The 22249-nt window shown below is 49.6% G+C and carries 18 protein-coding genes; 11 read left to right on the top strand and 7 right to left on the bottom strand.

The window, feature by feature from the left end:
- Positions 1–6: 6 nt before the first annotated feature.
- Positions 7–2910, bottom strand: coding sequence for an AsmA-like C-terminal domain-containing protein (locus FCL47_RS07355; protein WP_136812839.1), 2904 nt, complete (start codon positions 2908–2910; stop codon positions 7–9).
- Between the two features lie 226 nt (positions 2911–3136).
- Here FCL47_RS07355 and FCL47_RS07350 point away from each other — a divergent pair, with 226 nt between their 5' ends.
- Positions 3137–3943 (top strand): HAD-IIB family hydrolase, encoded by an 807-nt coding sequence (locus FCL47_RS07350; protein ID WP_136812838.1) that lies wholly within the window; start codon positions 3137–3139, stop codon positions 3941–3943.
- Here FCL47_RS07350 and FCL47_RS07345 read toward each other — a convergent pair.
- From FCL47_RS07345 to ugpB, 3 genes are read right to left on the bottom strand one after another with little or no spacing between them, the layout of a single operon-like run.
- Entirely contained in the window at positions 3924–4844 is a 921-nt protein-coding gene (locus tag FCL47_RS07345) for an ABC transporter permease subunit (RefSeq protein ID WP_136812837.1), read from the bottom strand. The genes FCL47_RS07350 and FCL47_RS07345 overlap by 20 nt on opposite strands.
- A gap of 5 nt (positions 4845–4849) precedes the next feature.
- Complete coding sequence (locus FCL47_RS07340; protein ID WP_136812836.1) at positions 4850–5740, bottom strand: ABC transporter permease subunit; 891 nt, start codon at positions 5738–5740, stop codon at positions 4850–4852.
- 60 nt (positions 5741–5800) lie between these two features.
- Positions 5801–7129 carry a sn-glycerol-3-phosphate ABC transporter substrate-binding protein UgpB gene (ugpB, locus tag FCL47_RS07335; RefSeq protein ID WP_136812835.1) on the bottom strand — a complete coding sequence of 443 codons (1329 nt, stop codon included), beginning with the start codon at positions 7127–7129 and terminating at the stop codon, positions 5801–5803.
- A 350-nt stretch (positions 7130–7479) separates the two neighbouring features.
- Between ugpB and FCL47_RS07330 the strand changes: the two genes are divergently transcribed.
- The 3 genes from FCL47_RS07330 (at position 7480) to FCL47_RS07320 (ending at position 11677) form a co-directional block, all read left to right on the top strand.
- The gene (locus tag FCL47_RS07330; protein WP_136812834.1) at positions 7480–8586 is read left to right on the top strand and encodes an ABC transporter ATP-binding protein; all 1107 of its coding nucleotides are present in this window, start codon (positions 7480–7482) and stop codon (positions 8584–8586) included.
- Positions 8587–8734: 148 nt separating this feature from the next.
- Positions 8735–10852 (top strand): LTA synthase family protein, encoded by a 2118-nt coding sequence (locus FCL47_RS07325; protein ID WP_136812833.1) that lies wholly within the window; start codon positions 8735–8737, stop codon positions 10850–10852.
- Positions 10853–10939: 87 nt separating this feature from the next.
- Positions 10940–11677: a Crp/Fnr family transcriptional regulator gene (locus FCL47_RS07320; RefSeq protein WP_240744173.1), complete on the top strand. Its 738-nt coding sequence runs from the start codon at positions 10940–10942 to the stop codon at positions 11675–11677.
- A gap of 133 nt (positions 11678–11810) precedes the next feature.
- Here the strand turns inward: FCL47_RS07320 and FCL47_RS07315 are convergent, their stop codons facing one another.
- Positions 11811–13148, bottom strand: a complete 1338-nt coding sequence (locus FCL47_RS07315) for a multiheme c-type cytochrome (RefSeq protein WP_136812832.1) — start codon at positions 13146–13148, stop codon at positions 11811–11813.
- A 921-nt stretch (positions 13149–14069) separates the two neighbouring features.
- Between FCL47_RS07315 and FCL47_RS07310 the strand changes: the two genes are divergently transcribed.
- The 4 genes from FCL47_RS07310 (at position 14070) to FCL47_RS07295 (ending at position 17041) form a co-directional block, all read left to right on the top strand.
- Entirely contained in the window at positions 14070–14579 is a 510-nt protein-coding gene (locus tag FCL47_RS07310; RefSeq protein WP_136812831.1) for a NapC/NirT family cytochrome c, read from the top strand.
- 11 nt (positions 14580–14590) lie between these two features.
- Positions 14591–15907, top strand: coding sequence for a multiheme c-type cytochrome (locus tag FCL47_RS07305; protein WP_136812830.1), 1317 nt, complete (start codon positions 14591–14593; stop codon positions 15905–15907).
- A 365-nt stretch (positions 15908–16272) separates the two neighbouring features.
- Positions 16273–16578, top strand: coding sequence for a putative quinol monooxygenase (locus tag FCL47_RS07300; protein ID WP_136812829.1), 306 nt, complete (start codon positions 16273–16275; stop codon positions 16576–16578).
- Between the two features lie 7 nt (positions 16579–16585).
- The gene (locus tag FCL47_RS07295) at positions 16586–17041 is read left to right on the top strand and encodes a YaiI/YqxD family protein (protein ID WP_136812828.1); all 456 of its coding nucleotides are present in this window, start codon (positions 16586–16588) and stop codon (positions 17039–17041) included.
- Between the two features lie 75 nt (positions 17042–17116).
- Here the strand turns inward: FCL47_RS07295 and FCL47_RS07290 are convergent, their stop codons facing one another.
- On the bottom strand, positions 17117–17863 hold the full coding sequence (locus FCL47_RS07290; protein WP_136812827.1) for a hypothetical protein: 747 nt from the start codon (positions 17861–17863) through the stop codon (positions 17117–17119).
- Positions 17864–18168: 305 nt separating this feature from the next.
- Between FCL47_RS07290 and FCL47_RS07285 the strand changes: the two genes are divergently transcribed.
- Positions 18169–18369, top strand: coding sequence for a hypothetical protein (locus FCL47_RS07285; RefSeq protein WP_136812826.1), 201 nt, complete (start codon positions 18169–18171; stop codon positions 18367–18369).
- 44 nt (positions 18370–18413) lie between these two features.
- Entirely contained in the window at positions 18414–19244 is an 831-nt protein-coding gene (locus FCL47_RS07280; RefSeq protein ID WP_136812825.1) for a uridine kinase, read from the top strand.
- A gap of 225 nt (positions 19245–19469) precedes the next feature.
- On the opposite strand, the gene FCL47_RS07275 is transcribed toward FCL47_RS07280, so the two are convergent.
- A complete protein-coding gene (locus tag FCL47_RS07275; RefSeq protein WP_136812824.1) occupies positions 19470–19877 on the bottom strand; it encodes a MerR family transcriptional regulator in 408 nt (135 codons plus the stop codon).
- Between the two features lie 375 nt (positions 19878–20252).
- Between FCL47_RS07275 and FCL47_RS07270 the strand changes: the two genes are divergently transcribed.
- On the top strand, positions 20253–22235 hold the full coding sequence (locus tag FCL47_RS07270) for a heterodisulfide reductase-related iron-sulfur binding cluster (RefSeq protein ID WP_136812823.1): 1983 nt from the start codon (positions 20253–20255) through the stop codon (positions 22233–22235).
- Positions 22236–22249 lie beyond the last annotated feature (14 nt).

The raw sequence follows: 22249 nt of genomic DNA, 5'->3' as shown, positions 1-22249 counted from the left end.
TAATTTTTATTTTTCCTTACTCCAGGGATTAAGGGCGTCGAGCAGCTTGAAGGGCGATTCGAGGGTTCGTTTGGCCAGATTGAAAAGACTTGAGCTGACCGCTGAGGCCGACAAGATGGTAACTTTTGGATCTCGCAGAGGGCCGTGGATGCTGACAGGAATGCTGACCAGGCTGCCTGCGAGGAGGTAATTGACCCCGGGGATTTGTTTCACTATGGTATTGGCAGTCTGGAAAGGTGCCGCCAACAGCTGCATGTCGACGGTCCTTTTTTCCAGATTGATTTCGCCTTTCCCGAGAAGGTCGAGAGTTTCACCATCCATATGATATTTGTCGATGGCGAGTTGACCGTTTGTAAACCGGCCCTGTACCGTCATGGTTTTGTAGGGGAAACCATTGCTGGTCAGGTTCGGCAGCCTGCCTTTGATGATTTCCGTGACATTGAGCACTTCCAGTATCCTGGACAACATTTTATTCTGCTGGATGATGCCTTGGTGAAAGGTCATCTGCAGAGGGCCCTGCATGCGCTCGACCAGTCTGTCGATTTGTCCTGTCGTTTTGATCTTGCTGGAAAAATCGAGGCTGCCGGTCATCTTGACCTCCCCTTTGGTCAGACAGCTGTAACTGGTGGCGGCGTCCAGATTTTTCCCCGTGAGGGCCATATCGACAGAGATTGCGTTGCCAGTGGCGGAGATTGTACCCCTCGATTCGATGCCGCATAACCTGGCGTCGGTAAATTGTATATCGGCGCTGTTGTTGGAGAAGGAAACCGTGGCCTTCACCGGTGACCAGCTCAGGTCTTCCCATGTCATTTCGGTTATGTCAACCTTGATGTTTGAGCCGCCATCGCCCTGCAGCAGGACATGATCAATGTCCACCCGGTCGCCAGTCGGCAGGACCAGCGGCAGGTTGTCCCCGGTCAGCTCTCCTACGACCCTCACTGCGGCTTGTACGTTTGTCGGCAAAGATACTGCCAGATTCCCTTCTAACCGACCGCTTTTGAATGCAGCATCGACGAACAGGGTCTGTAGCGTTTCATGCTGCAGGCTGCCGGTAAATGTAAAATCGCGCCGATCATCGGAGCGGTCAAAAACCAGGGTCGCATCGGAATACTGGTCTTTGGCGGTCAGGTGGTGGATGCGAAGGCGGTCCGGAGTGTGGTCGACATCGGCGGTGATGACCGGACCATTGTCAATTTCTACCGATCCTTTGAAGGACGTGGTAGAATCAGGTATCCATGAGATCTTGCTGTCACCGATGGTCAATGGTGCGTGGATCATGTAGGCGTCAGGCATCTTGAATTGCGTTGCGAGCCATGTGACGGACTGTGTTCCCATGCGGCCGTTCAACGACAGGTCGAGACGATCGAGTCGTCGTGGAAAACCTTTGACAATACCGGACAAGGAAAGCGCAGAATCCTGGCTGGCGGCTTTTAGTTTCTTGAAACTCAGCTGCTGCGGGTTCATGGTAAATTCACCGCTCGCAAGGTGGATGGTCTCCGGGAAGAGTTCCGTTGTTATTGCCAGATTGTTCAGGGTCCCGGTTGAAGTGATATCCCATGCAGACGGCATACCGAGTCGTCCCTTCAGCTTCAAGGAAGACATGTTGATTCGACCGCTCACCTTTTGTAATGTCTGCAGTTGATCCTGCAGCCCTTCCCGGGAGGCCAGCCACGGATAGACCTCGGCCAGGTCACCGTCTAGTGCCAGCTCCAACTGGAACAGATCGTTGGTATCCGTCAGGCCTATTTGCAAAGACCCGTCCTGCCCGGTAGAATTTTTCAGACGGGTTGACAGCCCGGTACCCTGCAAAATGCCCTTGCTGATCACTACATCGCCGGCCACTTCGGTCAATTCGAGCTCTATCTCCGGGATTGCGATCCTGCCAGCCTGCACATTTCCCTTTATGACGAGGTTATCCAGGCGGCCCAACTCGGAGATTGTCGTACCGTGGGAGGTGAAGGTGATCTGGTCCACCTGTCCGCCGCGCAGGTAGGTGAAAATTTCCTTGATAGGGGTGGTGTCGCCTGCCAGGGCCAGAGCTGCTGTGCGGCTTGCCTCGACATCGATGTTGCTGCCGGACAGGTTCAGGGTGACCTGTGGTTCGGTCGGGGTGAATATGAGCTCCCCGGACAATGAGAGACGTGGTTCGCTGAAATCCAGCTGGTCAAGAGTCGCAGTCATTGTCCCGGCTGCCATCCGGACACCGGCGCTCAAATTGAAATCTTTAATGGTCTCCTGCTGATTCTGGTGGTAAACAGTCAACTCGTCAATGTGTGTCTTGAGCCGGAACTGCGCGGTTGCGATATTGGGTATGGAGGTTTCGCCCTGCAGGTTCATACCGGACATACTGACCAGTTTTTGTTTGTTCTGCATAAGTGTCACCTGCCCGTTGCTGACCTTTGTGTCCAGGCCGAGGAACATCGGGCCGACAGCTTCCATGGACCGCGCCAACTTCTCTTCGATCACGGAGAGGGTCAACGGTTGCGCAGGGGGGATATTCTTTGGGGCGTCGGGTAATGCCAGGCTGAATTGCGGTGTGTCCAGATCAAGCGTGGACAGTTGAATATTGCCGGTCAGCAAAGGCAGTAATGTGGGCGAGATGCGCAGGATTGCAATGGTGCCCTGTGTCTGTTCCGGTAACGTCAGGCTTACCCCCTGCAGTTCGATACCCGGTCGGGGGAAGTAACAGAGATCAATTGCCTGGTAGTCAAGCCGGCCGCCGGTTTTTTCGGTCACCAGTATTTGGATTTTCTCTTTGAGCGCAGGCGAAACAAGGAGCCGCGGTGCAAACAGCATCGCTGTTGCCACCAGCAGCGACAACATGACGGCGACCCCGCCCAGCAGTGCTATCGCGCCATGCCGGCTGGTGAAAATGGATGGTTTCTGCCTGGTTGGTTCGCTGCGTTTCATCTTTTACCACACGGTTGTAGTCGCAGAAAATTGTTGAAAAGATCGGCAATGATATTTTTGCATATATTTTATCATGTAAAACGAGTAAGTCAGAGACCCATGACCCCGGCGAAACGTGAGGAAAGTCAGAATAAATAGCATGAAACCGGATATTTTCCTGCAGAGAACAAGAAAATAATCCGTAAAACACGAAAAAACAAGACGGAGCAAAAAACTAAGGACTTCTATGAAACCAATCGATCTCTTCAGACGGCAACAAGCGTGCACCATTCAATACGTCCTGACAGATATTGACGACACTCTGACGCATTCAGGCCGGATTCCCGCCTGCGCCTACCATGCTTTGGAAAACCTGCAGAAAATCGGGGTACAGATCATTCCTATTACCGGCAGACCCGCCGGCTGGTGTGATCTCATCGCCAGAATGTGGCCGGTAGCCGGAGTTGTTGGTGAAAATGGTGCATTCTATTTTGTCTATGATGCGCACCATAAAAAAATGGTTCGTCGATACGCCAGGACAGAAGAAGAAAGAGCGCAGGACCGGACGACACTTTCCCGGGTGTGCACAGAAATTTTACAGGCTGTCCCCGGTTCCGCTGTTTCTGCCGATCAGCATTACCGGGAGGCCGATCTGGCCATTGATTTTTGTGAAGACGTCTCTCGATTGTCGAATGACGATATTGCGAAGATCGTCGAAGTTTTTCAAAGAAATGGGGCATCTGCCAAGATCAGTTCCATCCATGTCAATGGCTGGTTCGGCAGTTACGATAAGCTTTCAATGACCAAACTACTCTTTGCCGAACGATTTGGCCTTGTTCTGGATGACATTAAAAAGACTGTTGTCTATGCAGGGGATTCGCCCAATGACGAGCCGATGTTTGCTTACTTTCCTCACTCTGTCGGGGTGGCCAATGTGCTGCAGTTTCAAGAAATACTCGTGCATACGCCGACCTGGATAACTGCTGCTGAAGGTGGTTATGGTTTTGCTGAATTGGCAAACCATCTTCAGCGGGCTATTTCTCCTTCTCAATAAGCCCCTTAACGAACCAGCGCTGCATTGATAAGACAACCAACACCGGTGGCAGCATGACCATGAGTGCGCCACCCAGGGCAACATTCCATTCGGGGAGGTCATCGGCCTGGGGAATCAGATCCTTCAGGCCAATCACCGCGGTAGTCATGTCCGGATTGGTGGTGATGAGTAAGGGCCATAGATACTGGTTGTAGCCATAAACAAATTCAATAACTATCAGCGCGGCAATATTGGTTTTTGACAGCGGCAGCAGTATCTTGAAGAAAAAGGTCATCGGGCTGGCTCCATCCATCTTGGCCGCTTCGCACAGTTCTTCAGGGACAGTCAAAAAGAATTGCCGGAAAAGAAAGGTACAGGTGGCCGAGGCGATAAGCGGCAGAATGAGGCCGGTGTAGCTGTCGAGCAATGACCAGTTGAGATGCATTTCAAAGTCATTGCCGGTGAACCACGAAACCAGGCTGTTGAGATGCAGGGCATCCCAGGTCGCCTGCATGGGGCCCAGGACATTGGCGGCAACTTCATAGGTCGGCATGATACGTACTTCCACCGGCAGCATCAAGGTACAGAAAACCGAGGCAAATGCCACCACCCGCAGACGATAGTCAAAATAAACGATGGAAAAAGCGCCAATAATCGAAACGGCTATTTTACCAAAGGTTATGCCTGTTGCCATGATAAACGAATTGAAAATCTGATTGCCGAGATTTCCCCTGGTCCATGCGTCGGTCATATTGACCATAAACTGGTCGCCGGGGATGAGCGGCATGGGCACCTGGGAAACTTCGGCCAGGGGCAGAGTCGCTGCGATCAGGCTGTAGATTATGGGAAAACCGACAATAAGGATGCCAATAATCAGAAAAACGTACGTGAAAGTATCTAAGATGGGAGTTTTTTCAACCATGGCGCCTATCCAGTGTATTGGACTTTCTTTTCAACATATCTGAACTGTAGAAACGTTATAACGACTATCAGTGTCATGAGGACGACGGATTGGGCGGATGAAGATCCGAGATTCAGGCCGACAAAGCCATCCTGATACACTTTATAGACAAGAATGTTGGTTGATCCGCCGGGCCCGCCCTGGGTTACCGTATGAATCACCCCGAATGTTTCGAAAAAAGAATAAATAATATTCATCACCGACAGGAAGAAAAATGTCGGGGAGAGGAGGGGAAAGGTAATCGTCCAGAACCTGGTAAATGGACTGGCACCATCTATTGCCGCTGCCTCGATGAGCGATTTGGGGATAGCCTGCAGTCCTGCCATGAAAAAGACAAAATTATAACTGATCTGTTTCCAGGCACTTGCCATCGTGATCATGGCCATGGCGTCGGTGCCTTTTAAAACCGGGTTCCAGTCGATTCCCAACCAGGCCTTGATTCCAAGAGCAACAATTCCGTACGAAGGATGGAGCAAAAACAGCCATAATACTCCAGAGATGGCCGGTGCCACGGCATATGGCCAGATGAGCAGGGTACGCACCAGGGCCGTAGCTTTCAAGGCCCGATTGGCCATCGTGGCAATAAACAGGCCAAGGGTAATGGACACTGAAGCAACGGCGATGCTGAAGATGAATGTGGTCAGTATTGACCGCAGGTACAGTGGATCGGTAAAAATTTCTTTATAGTTATAGAACCAGACAAACTTGCTGCTCTGACCGAAGGGATCGCTGAGCAGAAAAGACTGAATCAGTCCCTGTACTGCCGGCCAGTAGAAGAAGGTCAGAGTGACAATAACCTGCGGCAGAATAAGCAGATACGGCAGGTAGGAAGATTTAAAGGTCGATCGTTTAAGCATGTCCCGACACGTGGCAAAAGCCCCTTTTTTGGCGCAGGGGCTTTTGCTTGATGAAAAATATTATTTGTAGGTCTTGGCAAAAGTCTGCAACTGAATGTTACTCCTTTCAGCGGCGTTGTCCAGAGCCTGTTTTGGTGTTTTCGTGCCGTTCCAGACTTGTTCCAGTTCTTCGTTGATAATATTTCTGATTTGTACGAAGTACCCTAAACGCAGTCCCCGGGAGATTTTTGTCGGAATTGCTCTGTTGAGCTGATCAATACCAACCGTTTGCAGTGGATTTTCTTTATAGTATCCTTCTTTTTTTAATTCATCATAGGCATTTAAGGTAATGGGGAAGTAGCCTGTTTCCTTATGCCAGTACATTTGCATTTCGTTGTCTGCAAGAAATTTCAAAAATGCCGCAACACCTTCGTACTCTTTCTTGCTGTGTCCATTCAATACCCAGAGAGAGGCTCCGCCGATAATACTGTTCTGGGGCTTTTTCATCCATGCTTCAACAGGCAGCGGAGCTGCGTCCCATTTGAAATCTTTAACGGCTTCTTTGAGTTTGGCTATGCCGCTGACGGAATCCATGTAGATTGCGGCATTCTGGGCGATGAATTCAGATTTGGGCCCCTGATATTTCTGGCCGCCATACATAAACCGTTTGTCGGCAGCCCATTGCTTGAGCATTTCGATGTGGCTGATAACCTTGGGGTTGTTGATCAGCAATTCGCAGTCAAGTCCGCCATAACCATTGTCTTTACTGGCAAAAGGAATATTATGGATAGCACTGTAGTTTTCAATCTGGATCCATGACTGCCAGGCGCTTACCATGCCGGCAGGAGCGACACCACTGTCCACCAGTTTTTTGGTGATTTCTCCCAGCTGATCCCAGGTGATGGGTTCTGTTTTGGAAAGCAGTGGAATGCCGGCTTTTTCGAACATGGATACATTGTAATACATGATCGGCGTGGAAGAATTGAAAGGCATGGACATCAAATTGCCATCCGCGTCCATATAATAGGAGAGAACGGCCTGCAGGTAATTCGACCAGTCAATCTTATATCCGGCATCGGCCATAAGTTTATATACCGGGTAAATTGCCCCCGATTGCATCATGGTCTGGGTGCCGACCTCAAATACCTGGAGGATATGTGGCTGTTTCTTGGCCCTGAACGCGGCGACTCCGGCATTCATGACTTCGTCGTAATCGCCTTTATTGGTGCCCACCACGACGTATTCAGACTGTGACTCATTAAATTTTTGAATCATCGTGTCAACAACTTTACCTCTGGCGCTCCGCATAGCATGCCACCAATTGATGGTGACAGGCTTTGCCCATACCGCTGCGGGAAAGGAAAGGCACAATCCTACCACAGCAATTACGGCCAATCGGTTCAATTTCATGGTATCTCCTCCTGAGTAGTAATTTGAAATTCCACCCTGCGGACAGGGTATCCCAGCACAATCTGTAAAAATTTTTCCCTCACTGGAAATAGTAGGTAATGGATTGAGAGTCAAGGTAAAATTTTGTTATTGGCCCCGGTGAACGGGAAAAGGTCAAGAGCCGCGTCCTGGCTGTATCTTGATGTTATTAAAGTTAAATTTATATTCCGTTTGCCTTTCTTTAATTGCTGACTTTCCTGAGTAAGATTCCAAAAAAGTGTTGTGTTCAGCCCTTAATTAATGTTTTTTACATGGGCGAAAAAACCAGCGGGTCCATTTAAAGATTTACCACAACGGCGGTGACTGCAGACATGACGGAACTACGATTTAATAATGTAATAAAACGATATGGTAAGGTAGAAGTCGTCCATGGCATTAATCTTAGTGTTGTCGACAAAGAATTTCTTGTGCTGGTCGGTCCGTCCGGCTGTGGAAAATCGACGCTTCTTCGGATGATTGCCGGGCTTGAGGAAATTTCTGAAGGCACCATTTCCATAGACGATAAAGTTATAAACAATGTCGCACCAAAAGACCGTGGTCTGGCCATGGTTTTTCAGAACTACGCCCTTTATCCACACATGAATGTGTACGAAAATATGGCTTTTGGTCTGAAACAGAGAAAAACTCCCAAGTCCGAGATTCAGCAAAGGGTGCAGAGTGTGGCGCAAATACTTGGCCTGGAAAATCTCCTCCAGAGAAAACCCCACGAGCTTTCCGGCGGACAGCGCCAGCGTGTAGCCATGGGCCGGGCCATGGTGAGAAAACCTTCAGTTTTTCTCTTTGATGAACCGTTGTCAAATCTCGATGCCAAGCTGCGTATCCAGATGCGTGCGGAAATTAAAATGCTCCACCAGAGAGTCAATTCAACAATGGTTTATGTCACCCATGATCAGGTTGAAGCAATGACTCTGGCCGACCGGATCGTCGTCCTCAAGGATGGGTATATTGAGCAGGTGGGGACGCCGCTGGAGCTGTTTTTGAGACCAGCCAATGTATTTGTTGCGGGTTTTATCGGTACTCCACCCATGAATCTTCTGCGTTGTGAGATTGCCCTGGATGACGGGCGGGTCTGGCTGGTATTTCCGGGAGGTCTGCGTGTGCCGGTGCCGCCAAGGCAGGATGCCAGTCTTGATCATGCACTGGATGTTGTTATGGGAATCCGAACAGAAGAGATAACCCTTGTCGATGAAGAAAGCTCTTTTCCTGCAGAATGGATTTATCCAGCAGTTGTTAAAGTCGTAGAACCGCTCGGCAATGAAAACCATCTGCACGTCGAGGTACACGGCGAGACATTTGTGGCTCGCTGTGAAGGGCGCAGAATTGTCAAAGCCGGTGCAAAAGTCAACATCGCCTTTAACCTTGAGCAGCTGCATCTGTTTGATGCAAAATCTTCTCAGGTTATTTACCAGGGAACGTGAAATGTACCGGTTAGGAAAAATCGACGACCATGCAGATCCATGCAAAAACTACCGGTAGCGACATTTTGGCGGATGGCAAGAGGCAGGTGATATGGTATAATCCACAGTTTTCCACATCCCTTTTTTTCCTTTTGGAGCATTCCCCTTCATGTCCATAATATTGTCTCTTTTTCTTGCTGTCCCCTGCTTCTTCCCGGCTTGCTGGCGAATATTGACCAATTCCATTACTCAACCCGCCGGACTTCTGTCGGATCTGGGTCTTGGGCTCATCCTCTACGGGGTAGTATGGCGCAGCCCTCGCTGGGTAAAGGCATTTCTGTTGGTATTCTGGGCGCTTACCCAGATCATGTCGCAGGAGTTGATGGCGGCGATGAAGCGCTTGCCTTCCTGGCAGGATCTGCAGTATCTGGTCGATCCGACGTTTGTTAAAAATACGACTGCGGGCATGCACCTTGCCAATCCTGGTTTTACCTTGATCTTTGTGTTGTTGACAGCCACAGCAATCCTGGTCCCGCCCCGGCGTCCCGGCTGGGGAAAGACAACGAGCTGTCTGCTCGCTGGTCTTTTGCTGCTTGGTCTGCATTACCCCGTCAGCAGGGCACTGGGCAACCAGAGCGTCGCCGCCCGTTACAATCCACTGCATTGGTTTATTACCGACGCATCCGCGAAACTTTTTTCTGCCGAGGTAAAAGGGCTCAGTGTTGCCGATCTGCCGTCAAGCCTGAAAACAGTTGATCTGGACGGGAAAAGATTACTGGCGAAGGGCCGGGCCAAAAATGTGCTTATCGTTATCCTCGAAGGTGTCCCCGGCATCGCTTTTCCCGAAATTCGCCGGGAAATGCATGTGGAGGATATACCATTCCAGATGGACAAACTTTCCAAGAGCACCTTGGACGGCATGCTGGTGCCGGATTTTGTCGATCACAGCCATCAGACGATTCGTGGGCTGTATGCCATACATTGCGGTGATTTCAGTAAGTTTTCCTATGAAATGCCCAAGGCCATGGAGTTGCAGAATAATCCGGACCGAGCCGCCGAATGCCTGCCAGCGCAACTGGAGCGACAGGGATGGCAGAGTCATTATCTGCAGGGGGCTGGTCTGCAGTTCATGAACAAGGAAAGAGCCATGCCGACCATGGGGTTTCAACATGTCCATGGTGTTGAGTGGTTTACCGAAAGGACTGAAACCGATTTTATCTGGGGAACAACGGATGGGGATTTTTTTAAAGGGGCAAAAAAATATATTGGCGAGCTGCAGGCGGCGAACAAACCGTGGTTTCTGTCGCTTTTGACGGTCGCAACCCACCAGCCATTTTCCGCAACGGACGAGCAGGCCAAGAAATACGGTTCACGACTCAATGCAACGATGGCTCTTCTTGATGAGTCTGTTGCCACCTTTGTCGACGGACTGCGGCGGGATGGTGTCCTCGAGGACACCCTGGTGATTATTACCTCCGATGAATCCCACGGGGCCGATGGTGCCGACTGGTACAGCAGCTGGGGGCTCGGCATCGTTCTGACGCCGGAGCATGAGCTTTTGCCGCGAATCAAGAAAGGTACTTACGGGCTGGTGGATATTGAAGCCTCGGTGCTCGACTATTTCAATCTGCCAATGCCGCCGTCTATTATCGGCAGGAGCATATTTCGCGATTATAACAGTGCGCGGGACATGGTTTCCTATACCAGCAGCAAGTTGCGCTGGCAGACGGCAGATAATTTCCTGTACGAGTGCGGTAGAGACGACACCTGCCGAAAAATAAAAAACCAGAAGATCATCGGCCCCCGACCTGAAGCGTATGAACAGGATACCGAAAACCGAGCCGGCCGCCTTTTCGGTCTGGCGACGGTTCTGGACCATAAACTTGCTGGGCAGCAACAAAAACAGGTGCTCCAGTTTGCCAGTGGTGAGATCAGGCAACTGCCGGAAAAGATAAAAAGTGAGTGGACGGATAACCTGACAGGGGCTCAGTATCTTGATTTTCCTGCCAAATCAAAAATTCACGTAGATATTAAGCTGAAAGCTTTGACAGCACCACCGGAAGGGATTCAGATGAAACTGACCCTCCGTCAGTTTGAGAAAGAGGCGGGGGATATCAAGCATCCCCAGTTTCCGCTGCTGCATGCAGGGGAAGAAGGTCATATCCAGTTTGATTTTCAAAATCAGAAAGCCAGACAGGCTTTTTCCTTTCATCTGGTCGGCGAAGGCCTCAATTCCTCGATTCAATTGCAGAAATTCGCCGTGACTATCGACCGCGAAAAAGGTTGAGTATGGTTTGTGCCCTGTATTCCTCTATGCAAACAGCTTATCCTGCCCACAAACGTTGCGGGATAAGTACTTTTTCGAAATTCTGTCTTGAAAAGCAGAAAGAATTTCAAACGTATTAAAGAACCAATGGTCAGCAATGTAACAGGAGTAGAGAGCCTGCAGGAGTCAGAGATCTTTAAAGGACTCACCTGCGCACAGGTGGCAGATGTCCTGGAAAAAGCAAAGAGCGTAATACTCCCAGCTAAGAGTATGCTTTTTACTCAAGGCGATCCGGCTGAACGGTGTTTTCTGGTTCATTCTGGGCGGCTGAAGCTCACCAAATTCAATGAGCAGGGCAAAGAGATAATTCTCCGCTATATCCTGGCCGGGGAATTGACTGCGGCAATGGCCGTTTTCAAGGCAGGCACGTATCCCGTTACGGCCGAATCCATCGACGAAATCACTGCCAGCAGCTGGGATAAAACGACTATGCTCGAATTGATGCGTCAATATCCGGATATTGCCATTAATCTGCTGGGCGTCGTCACCGAGCGCATTGACGAGATGCAGCATCGTTACCTGGAACTCTGCACCGAGCAGGTAGAGCAGCGTATCGCGCGGTCCCTGCTTCGGCTCATGCGATCTTTTGGGTTGAAGACAGCTGAAGGGATACGCCTCGAGATCTCATTGAGCCGACAGGATATTGCCGACTATTCGGGGACTACGATATATACCGTCAGCCGTACGCTCAGTGTCTGGGAGAAAAAGGGCTGGATTCAATCAAGGCGTGAGCGGATTGTTATTGTAAAGCCGCAAGCTCTGGTGCAATTGGCCGAAATTGGCTGAGCAGCAGGCCCCTCTTGCTGTGTATCTTTTCTTTACTCTGCGATAAAAAAAGGGGCAAAACCGTCCGCCGGTTTTGCCCCACTGCCGATGAGTACTGCTTTTGCGGTGCAGCTCTCTCAATTCGATGTCGACATCATTTTATGTCCTGTTTAAAGAGATCTGCATAAATTTTTTGGAATTCTCCACTCTTAATTGCTTTTTTGATATCAGCGGTATTTGCGCTGAGCCATTTATGCATCGGATCGGTTGCAAAGAGTTTATCGATATAAGCATTGATCTCGGGGTCATTATAATGTCGTACTCCGGGGATGAACTTAAAATAGAAATTATGGGCAACGTCATAGATGCCGTGCCACCAGGCATAATCCGGTCCCATCATCGCGGCGCCCATCCGTGCCCTTCGTCCTTCGTGATGCCAGAGCTCCCAATATTCCCATTCGATATCATTTGAGAAAGCTGCTTTACTTTGCAGCAGTTTTTTATCCTCGACCATCTTCATGATGGCAGTCGCAGGTTTACCGAACTTGTCATTATAGAGTTTTACCAGGGCGTCATATTGGTAATAATGGCCGTCGACAAAGGCCTGCTGGTGGCAATTCAGACAGACATCCTTCATGGCCAGCCTTTTTGTAAGGGCATTGTCTTTATATTTGGAGACCGGCGGGCGCAGGGTCCAGGAAATACGATTACCGACATCGTGACTGACCGGCTGATTGGCAGTGGCAGACATATGGCAGGTAGCACAGGTCGGGGCTTCGTAATAGTCTTTACCGACAACCCATTCATCCTTATCAAGATGAATTTTTTCTTTGTTGCCTGAGTAGGCGACGCCGTGTTTGGATTCCTCAAAAATCTCTTTCTGCGGGTGGTCGGGCCCGAGGTGGCACTTGCCGCAGTTCTCTGGTTGGCGCGCCTGAGCTTTAGAAAATGAGTGCCGGGAGTGGCAGGCATTACATGCACCCTTGGACCCATCCGGATTAATGCGTCCAATCCCACTGTTTGGCCAGGTTAATGGAGAAAGCTTATTCGGAGCTTTTGCGTCAATCACCACTTTACCGCCGTGGCATGACTCACAGCCGACGATGGCAATCGGCGTCCCGCCTGCCGCATGGGCCAAATAGGCATCATTGGAACTAAGGATCTCACCAGCATGAGCATGGTAGGAATTAGAGGTTTCCTGCTCTTGCTGTTCATGGCATTTACCACAATCCTTTGGCGTGACCAGAGTGGCGATGATTGCCCCGTTATGTTCAAAGGCATCGACATCCGTCTTGTCTGCCTGATGACAATCAATGCAGCCGATGTCATTTGCGCCGTGGGCTGAGTTTTTCCATTGCAGATACAGGCCTGGATTTTTCTTCTGATGGCAGGTGGCGCAGTCAGGCGCATCAGCAGCCAGGGCACCTCCGGCGCCAGCCGCGGTAAGCAGAGCCCAGACGAAAAGAAGTGCCAGTACACGAGATTGTTTCATGTTTTTCCTCCAATGTTTTGTTGATATTACTCAGATACTTCAGCCTATCGGACATCAGACAGTTTATCGTTATCGTCCTCCTGAGGGCGGGTCTGAAATGAAAGATTCGGATCCTTACCCGCTTGAGGGTGGGTAATTACCTGGAGACAGATTGTTTTCTTATCCAAATTCTGGTAGAGCTGTGTTGCCTGACAACAAGTGACTGTTGTTATAAAGCCCTGGGCGATGCCGGAAAGGCTGAGTGCCGAACGAGCAATCGTCAAAACGGGTTACCGTCACAGGATTACAACAAATAGATATTGAAGGAGAGGTCTGACCTTCCTTTTCGAAAATAAAAAACGAGACAGAACGAAACATACTGTCGGAGCATAAATAATTTGCTGCGAAAAAGCAATAACACCACGGTGTATCATAAAATTATTCCGATTTTCAGTGCAAGACAGCTATTTCATGTAAGCGGCCACTGTCGGGTAGACGTGTCGTTTACCGGTAAGTAAAAGCAGAGCCGGTATTTTCCAAACATCTCTGCGCAGGGCATTGGCGCTCCGTTTTCGGATTGTTCGCATAAACCTGGCAGACAGGTCGGCCGACTCCTCCTCGGCAATGTGTCAGGATGTTGAGGTCATGGGATTGGGTGCCAAAGAGAGTTCCGTGGGATATGAGATAACCCTTTGACGGGTATTCCCATAGCTCTATGTAGTTGAGGTTGAGTGATCATCATGATTTTTTTTCTAAAAAGCACTGTCCTTGCGCTAACGCAAAGACAGTATCTGTAACAAAGACTATATTTTCCCTGCTTGGCTCAGGTCGGCAGGGCTTCTTTGGCCTTGACCTGAGTTAGGATATACGTAATGATGCTGTACTGATCTCGTCTTTTTGTCGCTTTTTGTATCCCCACTCCATTGATTTCCAGGGAGATCCATGAAGAAGATTTTTGTTCTGTTATGCTGTGGGATTATTTTAGGACTTGTCCTGTCACTGGCAACTGCCGAAATGATCGAACGAACTTCCGGGCGTGAATTCTGTTCCTCGTGTCACTCGATGAAGGGGGTCGCTCTCTCCCATGCAGAGGATGTCCATGGGGGAATGAATAAGCTTGGATTCGTTGCCAAATGTGCCGATTGTCATCTCCCGCATGAGAATGTTTTTCATTACGTGACGGCAAAAGCCTATACCGGGGCGAAAGATGTCCTGGGGGAACTTTTCTGGGCCGATTCGTTTGACTGGGTCGGCAATCTGCAGCATAGAAAAGATTTTACCTATACCTCCGGTTGCATCAAATGCCATGATCTGCGGGATATCCGCTACGAAATTCCAAAAGCTTTTCTTGCGCACAAGGATTTCCTGACGGGGAAAGTGCCTTCCTGTGTGCAGTGCCATGAGAATGTAGGCCATAAGAATATAAAAGATTTTCTGGTTAAAAAAATCTAGGGAGAGGAAGAATGAGACGATTACTGCTGCTGGTGGTGGCCCTTTCTGTCGGGTCCATAACATCTGCCTTTGCATTGGAGAGTACAGTAAAGACCTTAAAGGTTGAACGTGGATTAACGCCTGAGGGGAAGAAATGTATTGAGTGTCATGCGGAAAAACAGCCAGGCATTGTCGCTGACTGGAAAAGCAGTCGCCATGGACATGTCAATGTTTCCTGCATCGATTGTCACGGGGTCGAAAAGGGCTATGAGACGGCATCCCAGAACTGTGCCGGGGTCCGGGGAACCGATACCTATATCTCTGTTGTCGTTACGCCGAAAACCTGCGGCAGATGTCATTCGGCCGAGGTTGACCAGTTTAGCAAGAGTGGTCATGCCCGTGCCAGTATCCAATTCCATTCCCCTGATGGAAAAAACTTCAAAGCTATGACTGCACTGATGGCCAAGCATGAAGGTCAGGGGATTGAAAAATTTAAAGACGCCGCAGACATGGCCGGCTGCATGCAGTGTCACGGATCGGATGTCAAGGTTGATGCAGACGGCAGGCCACTGAAGGAAACCTGGCCGGCCGCCGGGATCGGCACCACCTATCCTGACGGCTCGGTAGGCAACTGTGTCGTCTGCCATACACGACACCGATTTAATATTGCCGAGGCAAGAAAACCCGCCGCCTGCGCGTCCTGCCATCTTGGTCCGGATCATCCCGATATCGAGATCTTTAATAACAGTAAACACGGTCATATCTATAACGCCGAAGCAAGCGAATGGAATTTCTCCAGCGCTCCTGATGCCTGGGAACCCGGTGACTTTCGAGCTCCAACCTGTGCCGTCTGCCATATGAGTGGCATCGGCGCTTTGACGACGACGCACAATATCTCCGAGAGGCTCAAGTGGAATCTCTGGGCACCTGAGTCGCTTGTTCGCAATTCGCCTGATCCTCTGAGTCCATTGACCGGTGAAGGCGTTGCAGGTAGACAGAAGATGAAAACAGTCTGCAGCAATTGTCACACTCCGCTGCATACCGATAATTTCTTTGAAGCTGTTGATATAAATATTGAGCTCTATAATGAAGGCTACTGGAAGCCGGCTTTGGCCCTGCAAAAAGAACTCGCCGATAAAAAGCTGCTGAAAGAGAATCCCTGGGATGACGAATTTCAGAAGGTTATCTACCACCTCTGGCATCACGAAGGGAGAAGGATGCGACAGGGCGCTGCAATGGGTGGTCCTGACTATGCCCATTGGCATGGTGTTTTTGAGCTCCAGCAGGATCTGTACAAATTAAAGAGTATTTCTGAAAACCGTATTAAAAACGGTAAAATAGAAGAATAAATCTCAAAACGGCCGCCTCTTCCTGTACAGGGATGGATTTTACGTACCTAAAATCCATCCCTGTACTATTTTGACTGTTCAGTGTCCTGCTCATCCCGATTGTTCACCACTTTCCTTGCCCCCTGTTGCAAGCTCTTTTCTTGAAAAAATGTTCTGGATGAAGTAGAGCGTATCTGGCGGATTTCAGGATGGTGAATTTAATTGGCTCACCCAGTCAAAAAGGTTTGCGGGATTCTTTTTAATACTCGCTTGATCGGTACACTGTTCAGTACCCCTTGGAGGATACGTTCCTAAACGCAATCAGTTTCTTGAAAAAGCATCGGAAAATCATCTCTCAATTACTAAGAGAAAAAGGAAAATAAGAAATGATCCATGTTATTGCCTCAATACATGTTAAAGACGGTCGAGTGGCGGAGTTTCTTGAGATTTTTAAGGCCAATGTCCCTGAGGTGATGAGAGAAAAAGGCTGTGTTGCATACGAACCAACCGTTGATGTCCCGACGGGCCTGCCGCCGCAGGAGTTGGATGGCAATGTCGTAACAATTATTGAAAAATGGACGAACCTGGAAGATTTACGGGCGCATTTGGCGGCACCGCATATGCTTGCCTATCAAAAAAAGGTCAAGAACCTTGTTGAAAAGGTGGCACTGAAGGTATTGGAAAAAGCCTGAGACCGGTATGGAAATATGGGTAGACGCCGACGCCTGTCCCGTGGTGGTCAAGGAAATTTTATATAAAGCCGCACAGCGGACCGGAGTGGTGCTGACGCTGGTGGCTAATCGGCCGGTACGCATCCCATCCTTGCGCTGCATACGTTTTGTTCAGGTGGCATCCGGTCCGGATGTTGCCGATGCCGAGATTGTCAAAAGGCTTGCTGCCGGCGATCTGGTTATCACCGCCGATATCCCGCTCGCGGCAAAGGTGCTCGAAAAAGGGGGCGCCGCCCTGGATCCTCGTGGTGAACTCTATTCCGTCGATACAATTAAATCGCGTTTGAGTGTCAGGGATTTCATGGAGAGTCTGCGGGCAAGCGGCGTAGAAACCGGAGGTCCGCCAGTCCTGAATCAAGCTGACCGGCAAAAATTTGCCAATCAGCTTGATACCTTTCTCACCCGAAATCTGCCGAAGCGCTGATCAAACGTTTGCCATCCTGAAGTTGTGCATGCCTTCTTTGTTCCTCGAAGAAATAGTTGGCGAGGCAGCAACTGATCAAAAACGTTTTACTTCGGATTTGGTCAAGGTTGTCCATGCCGGACCGGTGTCGCCTGCGGTTGCGGTAACCGGAATGACCTGGCGGTGGTCCCAGAACACAGTTTTTATCCTACTGTCGGCCAGGAAAACAGGGGTGTTCTCTGCGAGGGGGCGGCCGTTCTCATCTACAACAGCGTCCACCCAGGGGTGGGCGCAGAGAGACTGTGTCATTACAATGTCGCCGCACTCGCCAAGGTTCAGCCAGCCGCGGAATCTGCCGTCGTTGCCCTGCATTCGGAGTCCGATCCCGGCCAGTGCGCCGATTATCCCGTCTCCGGTTCCGCCGTGTTCCGAGAGGTGAATGCCGGTTTTGCTGGCCAAAAAATAGGCCTCCTGTTTGCTGAGGACTGTCTTTTTCGCCTTGAGGCCAAACTCTGTGAGCGCCTCACCGTTTAATAATGAATCGGCAACCGCCACACAGAGGCCGGGATCGGAGCCCGCTGCCGAGGCCTTCTGCAGGTATTGTGACGAAAATTCGATAATGTCGCCGAGTCGATTGTCGGTGGCAGTTGCAGAGAAACACATGGAACTGTTGTGCGACGTATAGGGAATGGCGGCATCGACAAAAAGCTGATGTCTGGAAATATTGGAACTATGGGACACAAGGCCCTCTTGCTGGAGCTTCGCGGCTAAAATTTCCGCTAGTTGTCCTGAACCTGGGCTGTCCAGGTTGTCGGTATCGTCAATACTGAGATAAAATTGCAATTTTTGTACTCCTGCGTGTTGGGTGGATAAGAACGACTACATCGTGGGACGACAGTAGAGCTTTTGTGTGCGATACTGTCAAGCAGGCTTCGTGGAAAACCGGCAAAAAAGAAAAAAATGAACCTGAAATAACCAATAATAACATCGTTATGGTGCAGTCTCGGGTAGTGAGTCGATTTTCACTTTCCTTGCCATCCAGAATGATGAGGCATATCGTAGAGCAGTAGATGAGAATATCGGGCAAATGAGCGGGTAGTGACCGATTTTCTTACTGAGATCAATAAATATTTATGAGGATACAAAATATGGCTGGACAGATATTTTACCGTGAGCGAGTAAAAGCAAAAGAGGGGTCGCATACTCCCCGTTTCCGAGTGATGGCCGTCAGTAACATTGACCTGAAGGTGTATGGCGAGCATTTTAGAAAAAAAGAACTGGAACAAATCGCCAAGGCAACCGGGGCGGAGTTGATCGCTCTTGAACGTGACAAAGACGCTAAAAAATAAATCATTTCAACTTTTACTTTTTCATTTTCAAAGGGGAACAGAATATGGCACTGGTGCGGGAAAAGGATGGCAAACGGTTGCATGTCAAGAGCGCCCTCATGGGAGAGAGCCTTGTCAGCAAAGAGTTCATTGATAATCTCGATATTGCACCTCAGGAACGACTGTATCCTGAGGTAAGTGTGCTGAAAATCGGTGGTCAGTCCATTTGTGACCGGGGCGCCAAGGCCTTGCCCGGTGTTTTAAAAGAAATCGTTGCCAACCGGCCTGCCCATAAAATGCTGCTTACCACCGGCGGCGGTACCCGGAGCCGACATATTTATACCATAGGCCTGGAAATGGGGATGCCGACCGGCGTCATTGCCAAGTTCGGCAGCATGGTTTCTGAACAGAATGCGCTGATGATCGCCACGCTGCTGTCTCCATGGGGTGGGGTGAAAATATCCCACGCTGATATTGTCAAGCTGCCAACCTATTTTGCCGAAAAGATCATTCCGGTAATGCACGGAATGCCTCCTTATGATTATTTTGCCATTAAACCAAAGGTTGGCAGGATTCCTATCCATCGTACCGATGTTGGTCTTGTTATTCTTGCTGATCTGATCGGTTCCAGAACGGTCATTTTTGTGAAAGACGAAAATGGTCTGTACACCGAGGACCCGAAGAAAAATCCCGATGCTCGTTTTATAGCCGAAATTGGTGCGCAGGATCTGCTCGACAGTAATCAGGATGATCTGGTAATAGAGCGGCCTTGCCTGGAAATAATTCAGAACAGCGAGGTCCTGGAAAAGGTTCAGATCATCAACGGCATGATCCCCGGCAATATTACCAAGGCCCTCAACGGGGAACATGTGGGCACCTTTATCTACAAACAGTAATGGCTTTGTGAAAACTGGCCAAAGGGAATAGCGCTCATCTGAGCTGCGTTGCTGCAATAATTTTTCTATCATTTCGCAGTGCTTCCGTACGCCGAAATGATAGAAAAATTCATCCTTGCGCTTCAGGAAATTTTCTGGGGGCACATGGGGAGATTATTGATTAACCATTCCCGATTGCAGGTGGCTGCTGGTTTGTCCGACGGGAGCAGCGTTGGTCGTGCTGGCTTATTCGTGCTGGTTGTTGTTGGAGAGAAATTCTGTCATGCGTATTCGATACTCGACGATATCTTTGCGCAATGACGAAAGATTGGCCATTTTTTCGTCGACTTTCGCGATATGGTTGTCGAGAATCTCGATCAGCTTCGGGGTTATTTTGTTGAAATCTTTCTCGTTAATATCAAAAATCTCCGAAAGCTGTTCTATTTCCTTCAAAGAAATTCCCATCGTTTTCAGTTTCAGAATGAATTTAAGGCGGAGTATGTCGTCGGTGTTGTAAGTTCTCGTGCTGCCGCCGAGTCGTTCGTTCTTGCCCATCAAGCCTATCTCTTCGTAGTAGCGAATTGTCCGTGTGGTAATGCCAAGGCTTTTGGCTAATTCGCCAATTTGTACCAGCTTGGACTCTAGAGTACTCATTGTATCATCCTTTATTCTAAAACCGTGCCTGAGGCTGTTGGTACTCATGGACGGCAGCCATCCCGGTTAATTCTGCGGCTCTTTTGCAAAAAAAAATGTATCCTGTCTTTTGTAGTCGAAGAGACGAAAAAGCATTTACCTTTACGTAATATGTTTTTCAGCAATCTAGCATGCTGTCTCTTGCTCTGTCAAATGAAAAAGAATAGATGGGGACCGCTCTTAAGTGGTATTGCTGACGATTTGAAATAGCCATTGAAATATCTTGACCTTTACGTAAGCTTATATTTATATAGGGACGATAAAAATCATTTTGGACGTGCGTTTCGGCAGCGCGCTTACACGATTAAAAAGCAGGAACCGTAACTGGAGAAGACAATGGAATATACCCGGGAAATTTACTGGAATGTCGGTCATAGCGCAGGGACTCTGGTCCCCATGTACCTGTTCGCGTTTGTGGCAATTGGGCTGCTGGTGAAAGGATTCCTGCGACGCGTCGAGGTCTATAAACAGGGTCTGCCGCTTGACAGGACCGATCAGCGAGGCCGGCGGATACGGTACATGCTCGAAAATGTTCTGCTGCAGAAAAAAGTGGCCAGGGTCCGCTGGCCGGGTCTTCTGCACGGCCTGTTTTTCTGGGGTTTTGGTCTGCTCTTTATCGGCACGACTCTTATTGTTATTCAAGCCGATTTTACCGATCTGCTTTTTGATGTCAAATTTTTAAAAGGTACTTTCTATCTGCTGTTTTCCATCATCCTTGATGTTGCCGGACTGGTATGTATTTTCATGCTGGGCGGTTTACTGGTCCGGCGGTATTTTTACCCGCCGGAAGGACTGGAGACCAAAACAGACGATGCAGTTATGCATGGGCTGCTGTTAACCATTCTTGTCACGGGATTTTTGATTGAGGGTGCGCGAATTGCAGTGACTGAGCTCGGCACACCGCTATCTTACTGGTCGCCGATGGGTTTGCTGGTTGCGCATGGGCTCTCCGGTATGGGAGAGGGGGGGCTGCGGGCCCTGCATAAAGTGACCTGGTGGTTTCACCTCCTGCTGGTCATGGGTTTCTTTATTTTGATTCCGCTCACCAAATTCCGGCATATCTTCACCACCAGTACCAATTATTTCTTTGGCGATCTCGGACCAAAGGGCAAGCTCATCAACCTGGACCTGGAAAATGAGGATGCGGAGACCTTTGGTGCCACCAGCCTGAAGGAAATGACCTGGAAAGATATCTTCGATGCGGATGCCTGTACCCTGTGCATGCGCTGTCAGGATCGCTGTCCGGCATTTAATACCGGCAAGCCGCTCTCACCGATGAAAGTTGTCAATCAACTGGGGGAGGCTGCCTTTCATAATCCTGAGGCAAACCTGATCGATAGTTTCAGTAAAGAGGCCCTCTGGGCCTGCACCACCTGCCGGGCCTGTCAGGAAATATGTCCGGCGGCCATTGAACATGTGCGCAAAATCATCGACTGCCGTCGGGCCATGGTTCTTATGGAAGGCGAATTCCCCGGCGAAGAGGTGATGGCCGCCATGGAGGCGACCGAGGTGAACGGTAATCCGCTTGGCATCGGCTATGCCGAGCGCGGTGACTGGGCGGAGTCGATGGGGATCAAATCACTGGCTGAGGATGCCGAAGTTGATGTGCTCTATTTTGTCGGGTGCTACGGTTCGTTTGACAAGCGAAATATTGCGGTTGCCAAAAGCTTTGTCAAACTCTGCCAGGCGGCCGGGGTGAAGGTCGGCATTCTGGGTAAGGAAGAGAAATGTTGCGGCGAGCCGATGCGCAAAATGGGCAACGAATATCTGTATCAAAGTCTCGCGGTGGAAAATATTGAGGTTATAAAATCGTATGGGGTGAAAAAAATAGTCACCACCTGCCCGCATTGTTTCAATACACTGGAAAAAGACTATCGTGATTTAGGTCTTGAGGTTGAGGTGGAGTCCTATGTCGTCTTCCTGGAAAAACTGATGGCTTCCGGTAGGTTGCGTATAGATGCGAAAGAGCTTTCCTGCACCTACCATGATTCCTGTTATCTGGGTCGTCATAACGATATCTACGCTGCCCCCCGTACACTTATTACCGCTGCGGGTGGCCAACTGGTAGAGATGGATAAAAACAGGGAGGAGGCTTTCTGTTGCAGTGCCGGCGGTGGCCGGATTCTCGCTGAGGAAAAAATTGGCGAGCGGATAAATATCAAGCGGGTCAAAATGGCTGCTGCGACCGGTGCGCAGACCTTGGTTTCCAACTGTCCGTTCTGCCTGACGATGTTTGAAGATGGAGTGAAGGGCGCCGAAGTGGAAGAGTCGCTTCGTCCACAAGATATTGCCGAGATCCTTGCGGAAAGGATCGTCTGAAAAATATTCATGAC

Source organism: Desulfopila sp. IMCC35006 (genome assembly GCF_005116645.1).
GTDB lineage: Bacteria > Desulfobacterota > Desulfobulbia > Desulfobulbales > Desulfocapsaceae > Desulforhopalus_A.
Note: the sequence above shows the minus strand (reverse complement) of the source record. Positions and strands in the feature narration are given on the sequence as shown.

Bases quoted from the DNA above. Each gene is read 5' to 3' on its own strand.
- FCL47_RS07305 (WP_136812830.1), top strand. From the start codon at position 14,591: ATGAGACGATTACTGCTGCTGGTGGTGGCCCTTTCTGTCGGGTCCATA.
- FCL47_RS07300 (WP_136812829.1), top strand. From the start codon at position 16,273: ATGATCCATGTTATTGCCTCAATACATGTTAAAGACGGTCGAGTGGCG.
- FCL47_RS07285 (WP_136812826.1), top strand. From the start codon at position 18,169: ATGGCTGGACAGATATTTTACCGTGAGCGAGTAAAAGCAAAAGAGGGG.
- FCL47_RS07340 (WP_136812836.1), bottom strand. From the start codon at position 5,740: ATGCTTAAACGATCGACCTTTAAATCTTCCTACCTGCCGTATCTGCTT.
- FCL47_RS07310 (WP_136812831.1), top strand. From the start codon at position 14,070: ATGAAGAAGATTTTTGTTCTGTTATGCTGTGGGATTATTTTAGGACTT.
- ugpB (WP_136812835.1), bottom strand. From the start codon at position 7,129: ATGAAATTGAACCGATTGGCCGTAATTGCTGTGGTAGGATTGTGCCTT.
- FCL47_RS07350 (WP_136812838.1), top strand. From the start codon at position 3,137: ATGAAACCAATCGATCTCTTCAGACGGCAACAAGCGTGCACCATTCAA.
- FCL47_RS07330 (WP_136812834.1), top strand. From the start codon at position 7,480: ATGACGGAACTACGATTTAATAATGTAATAAAACGATATGGTAAGGTA.
- FCL47_RS07325 (WP_136812833.1), top strand. From the start codon at position 8,735: ATGTCCATAATATTGTCTCTTTTTCTTGCTGTCCCCTGCTTCTTCCCG.
- FCL47_RS07355 (WP_136812839.1), bottom strand. From the start codon at position 2,910: ATGAAACGCAGCGAACCAACCAGGCAGAAACCATCCATTTTCACCAGC.
- FCL47_RS07275 (WP_136812824.1), bottom strand. From the start codon at position 19,877: ATGAGTACTCTAGAGTCCAAGCTGGTACAAATTGGCGAATTAGCCAAA.
- FCL47_RS07345 (WP_136812837.1), bottom strand. From the start codon at position 4,844: ATGGTTGAAAAAACTCCCATCTTAGATACTTTCACGTACGTTTTTCTG.
- FCL47_RS07270 (WP_136812823.1), top strand. From the start codon at position 20,253: ATGGAATATACCCGGGAAATTTACTGGAATGTCGGTCATAGCGCAGGG.
- FCL47_RS07315 (WP_136812832.1), bottom strand. From the start codon at position 13,148: ATGAAACAATCTCGTGTACTGGCACTTCTTTTCGTCTGGGCTCTGCTT.
- FCL47_RS07280 (WP_136812825.1), top strand. From the start codon at position 18,414: ATGGCACTGGTGCGGGAAAAGGATGGCAAACGGTTGCATGTCAAGAGC.
- FCL47_RS07295 (WP_136812828.1), top strand. From the start codon at position 16,586: ATGGAAATATGGGTAGACGCCGACGCCTGTCCCGTGGTGGTCAAGGAA.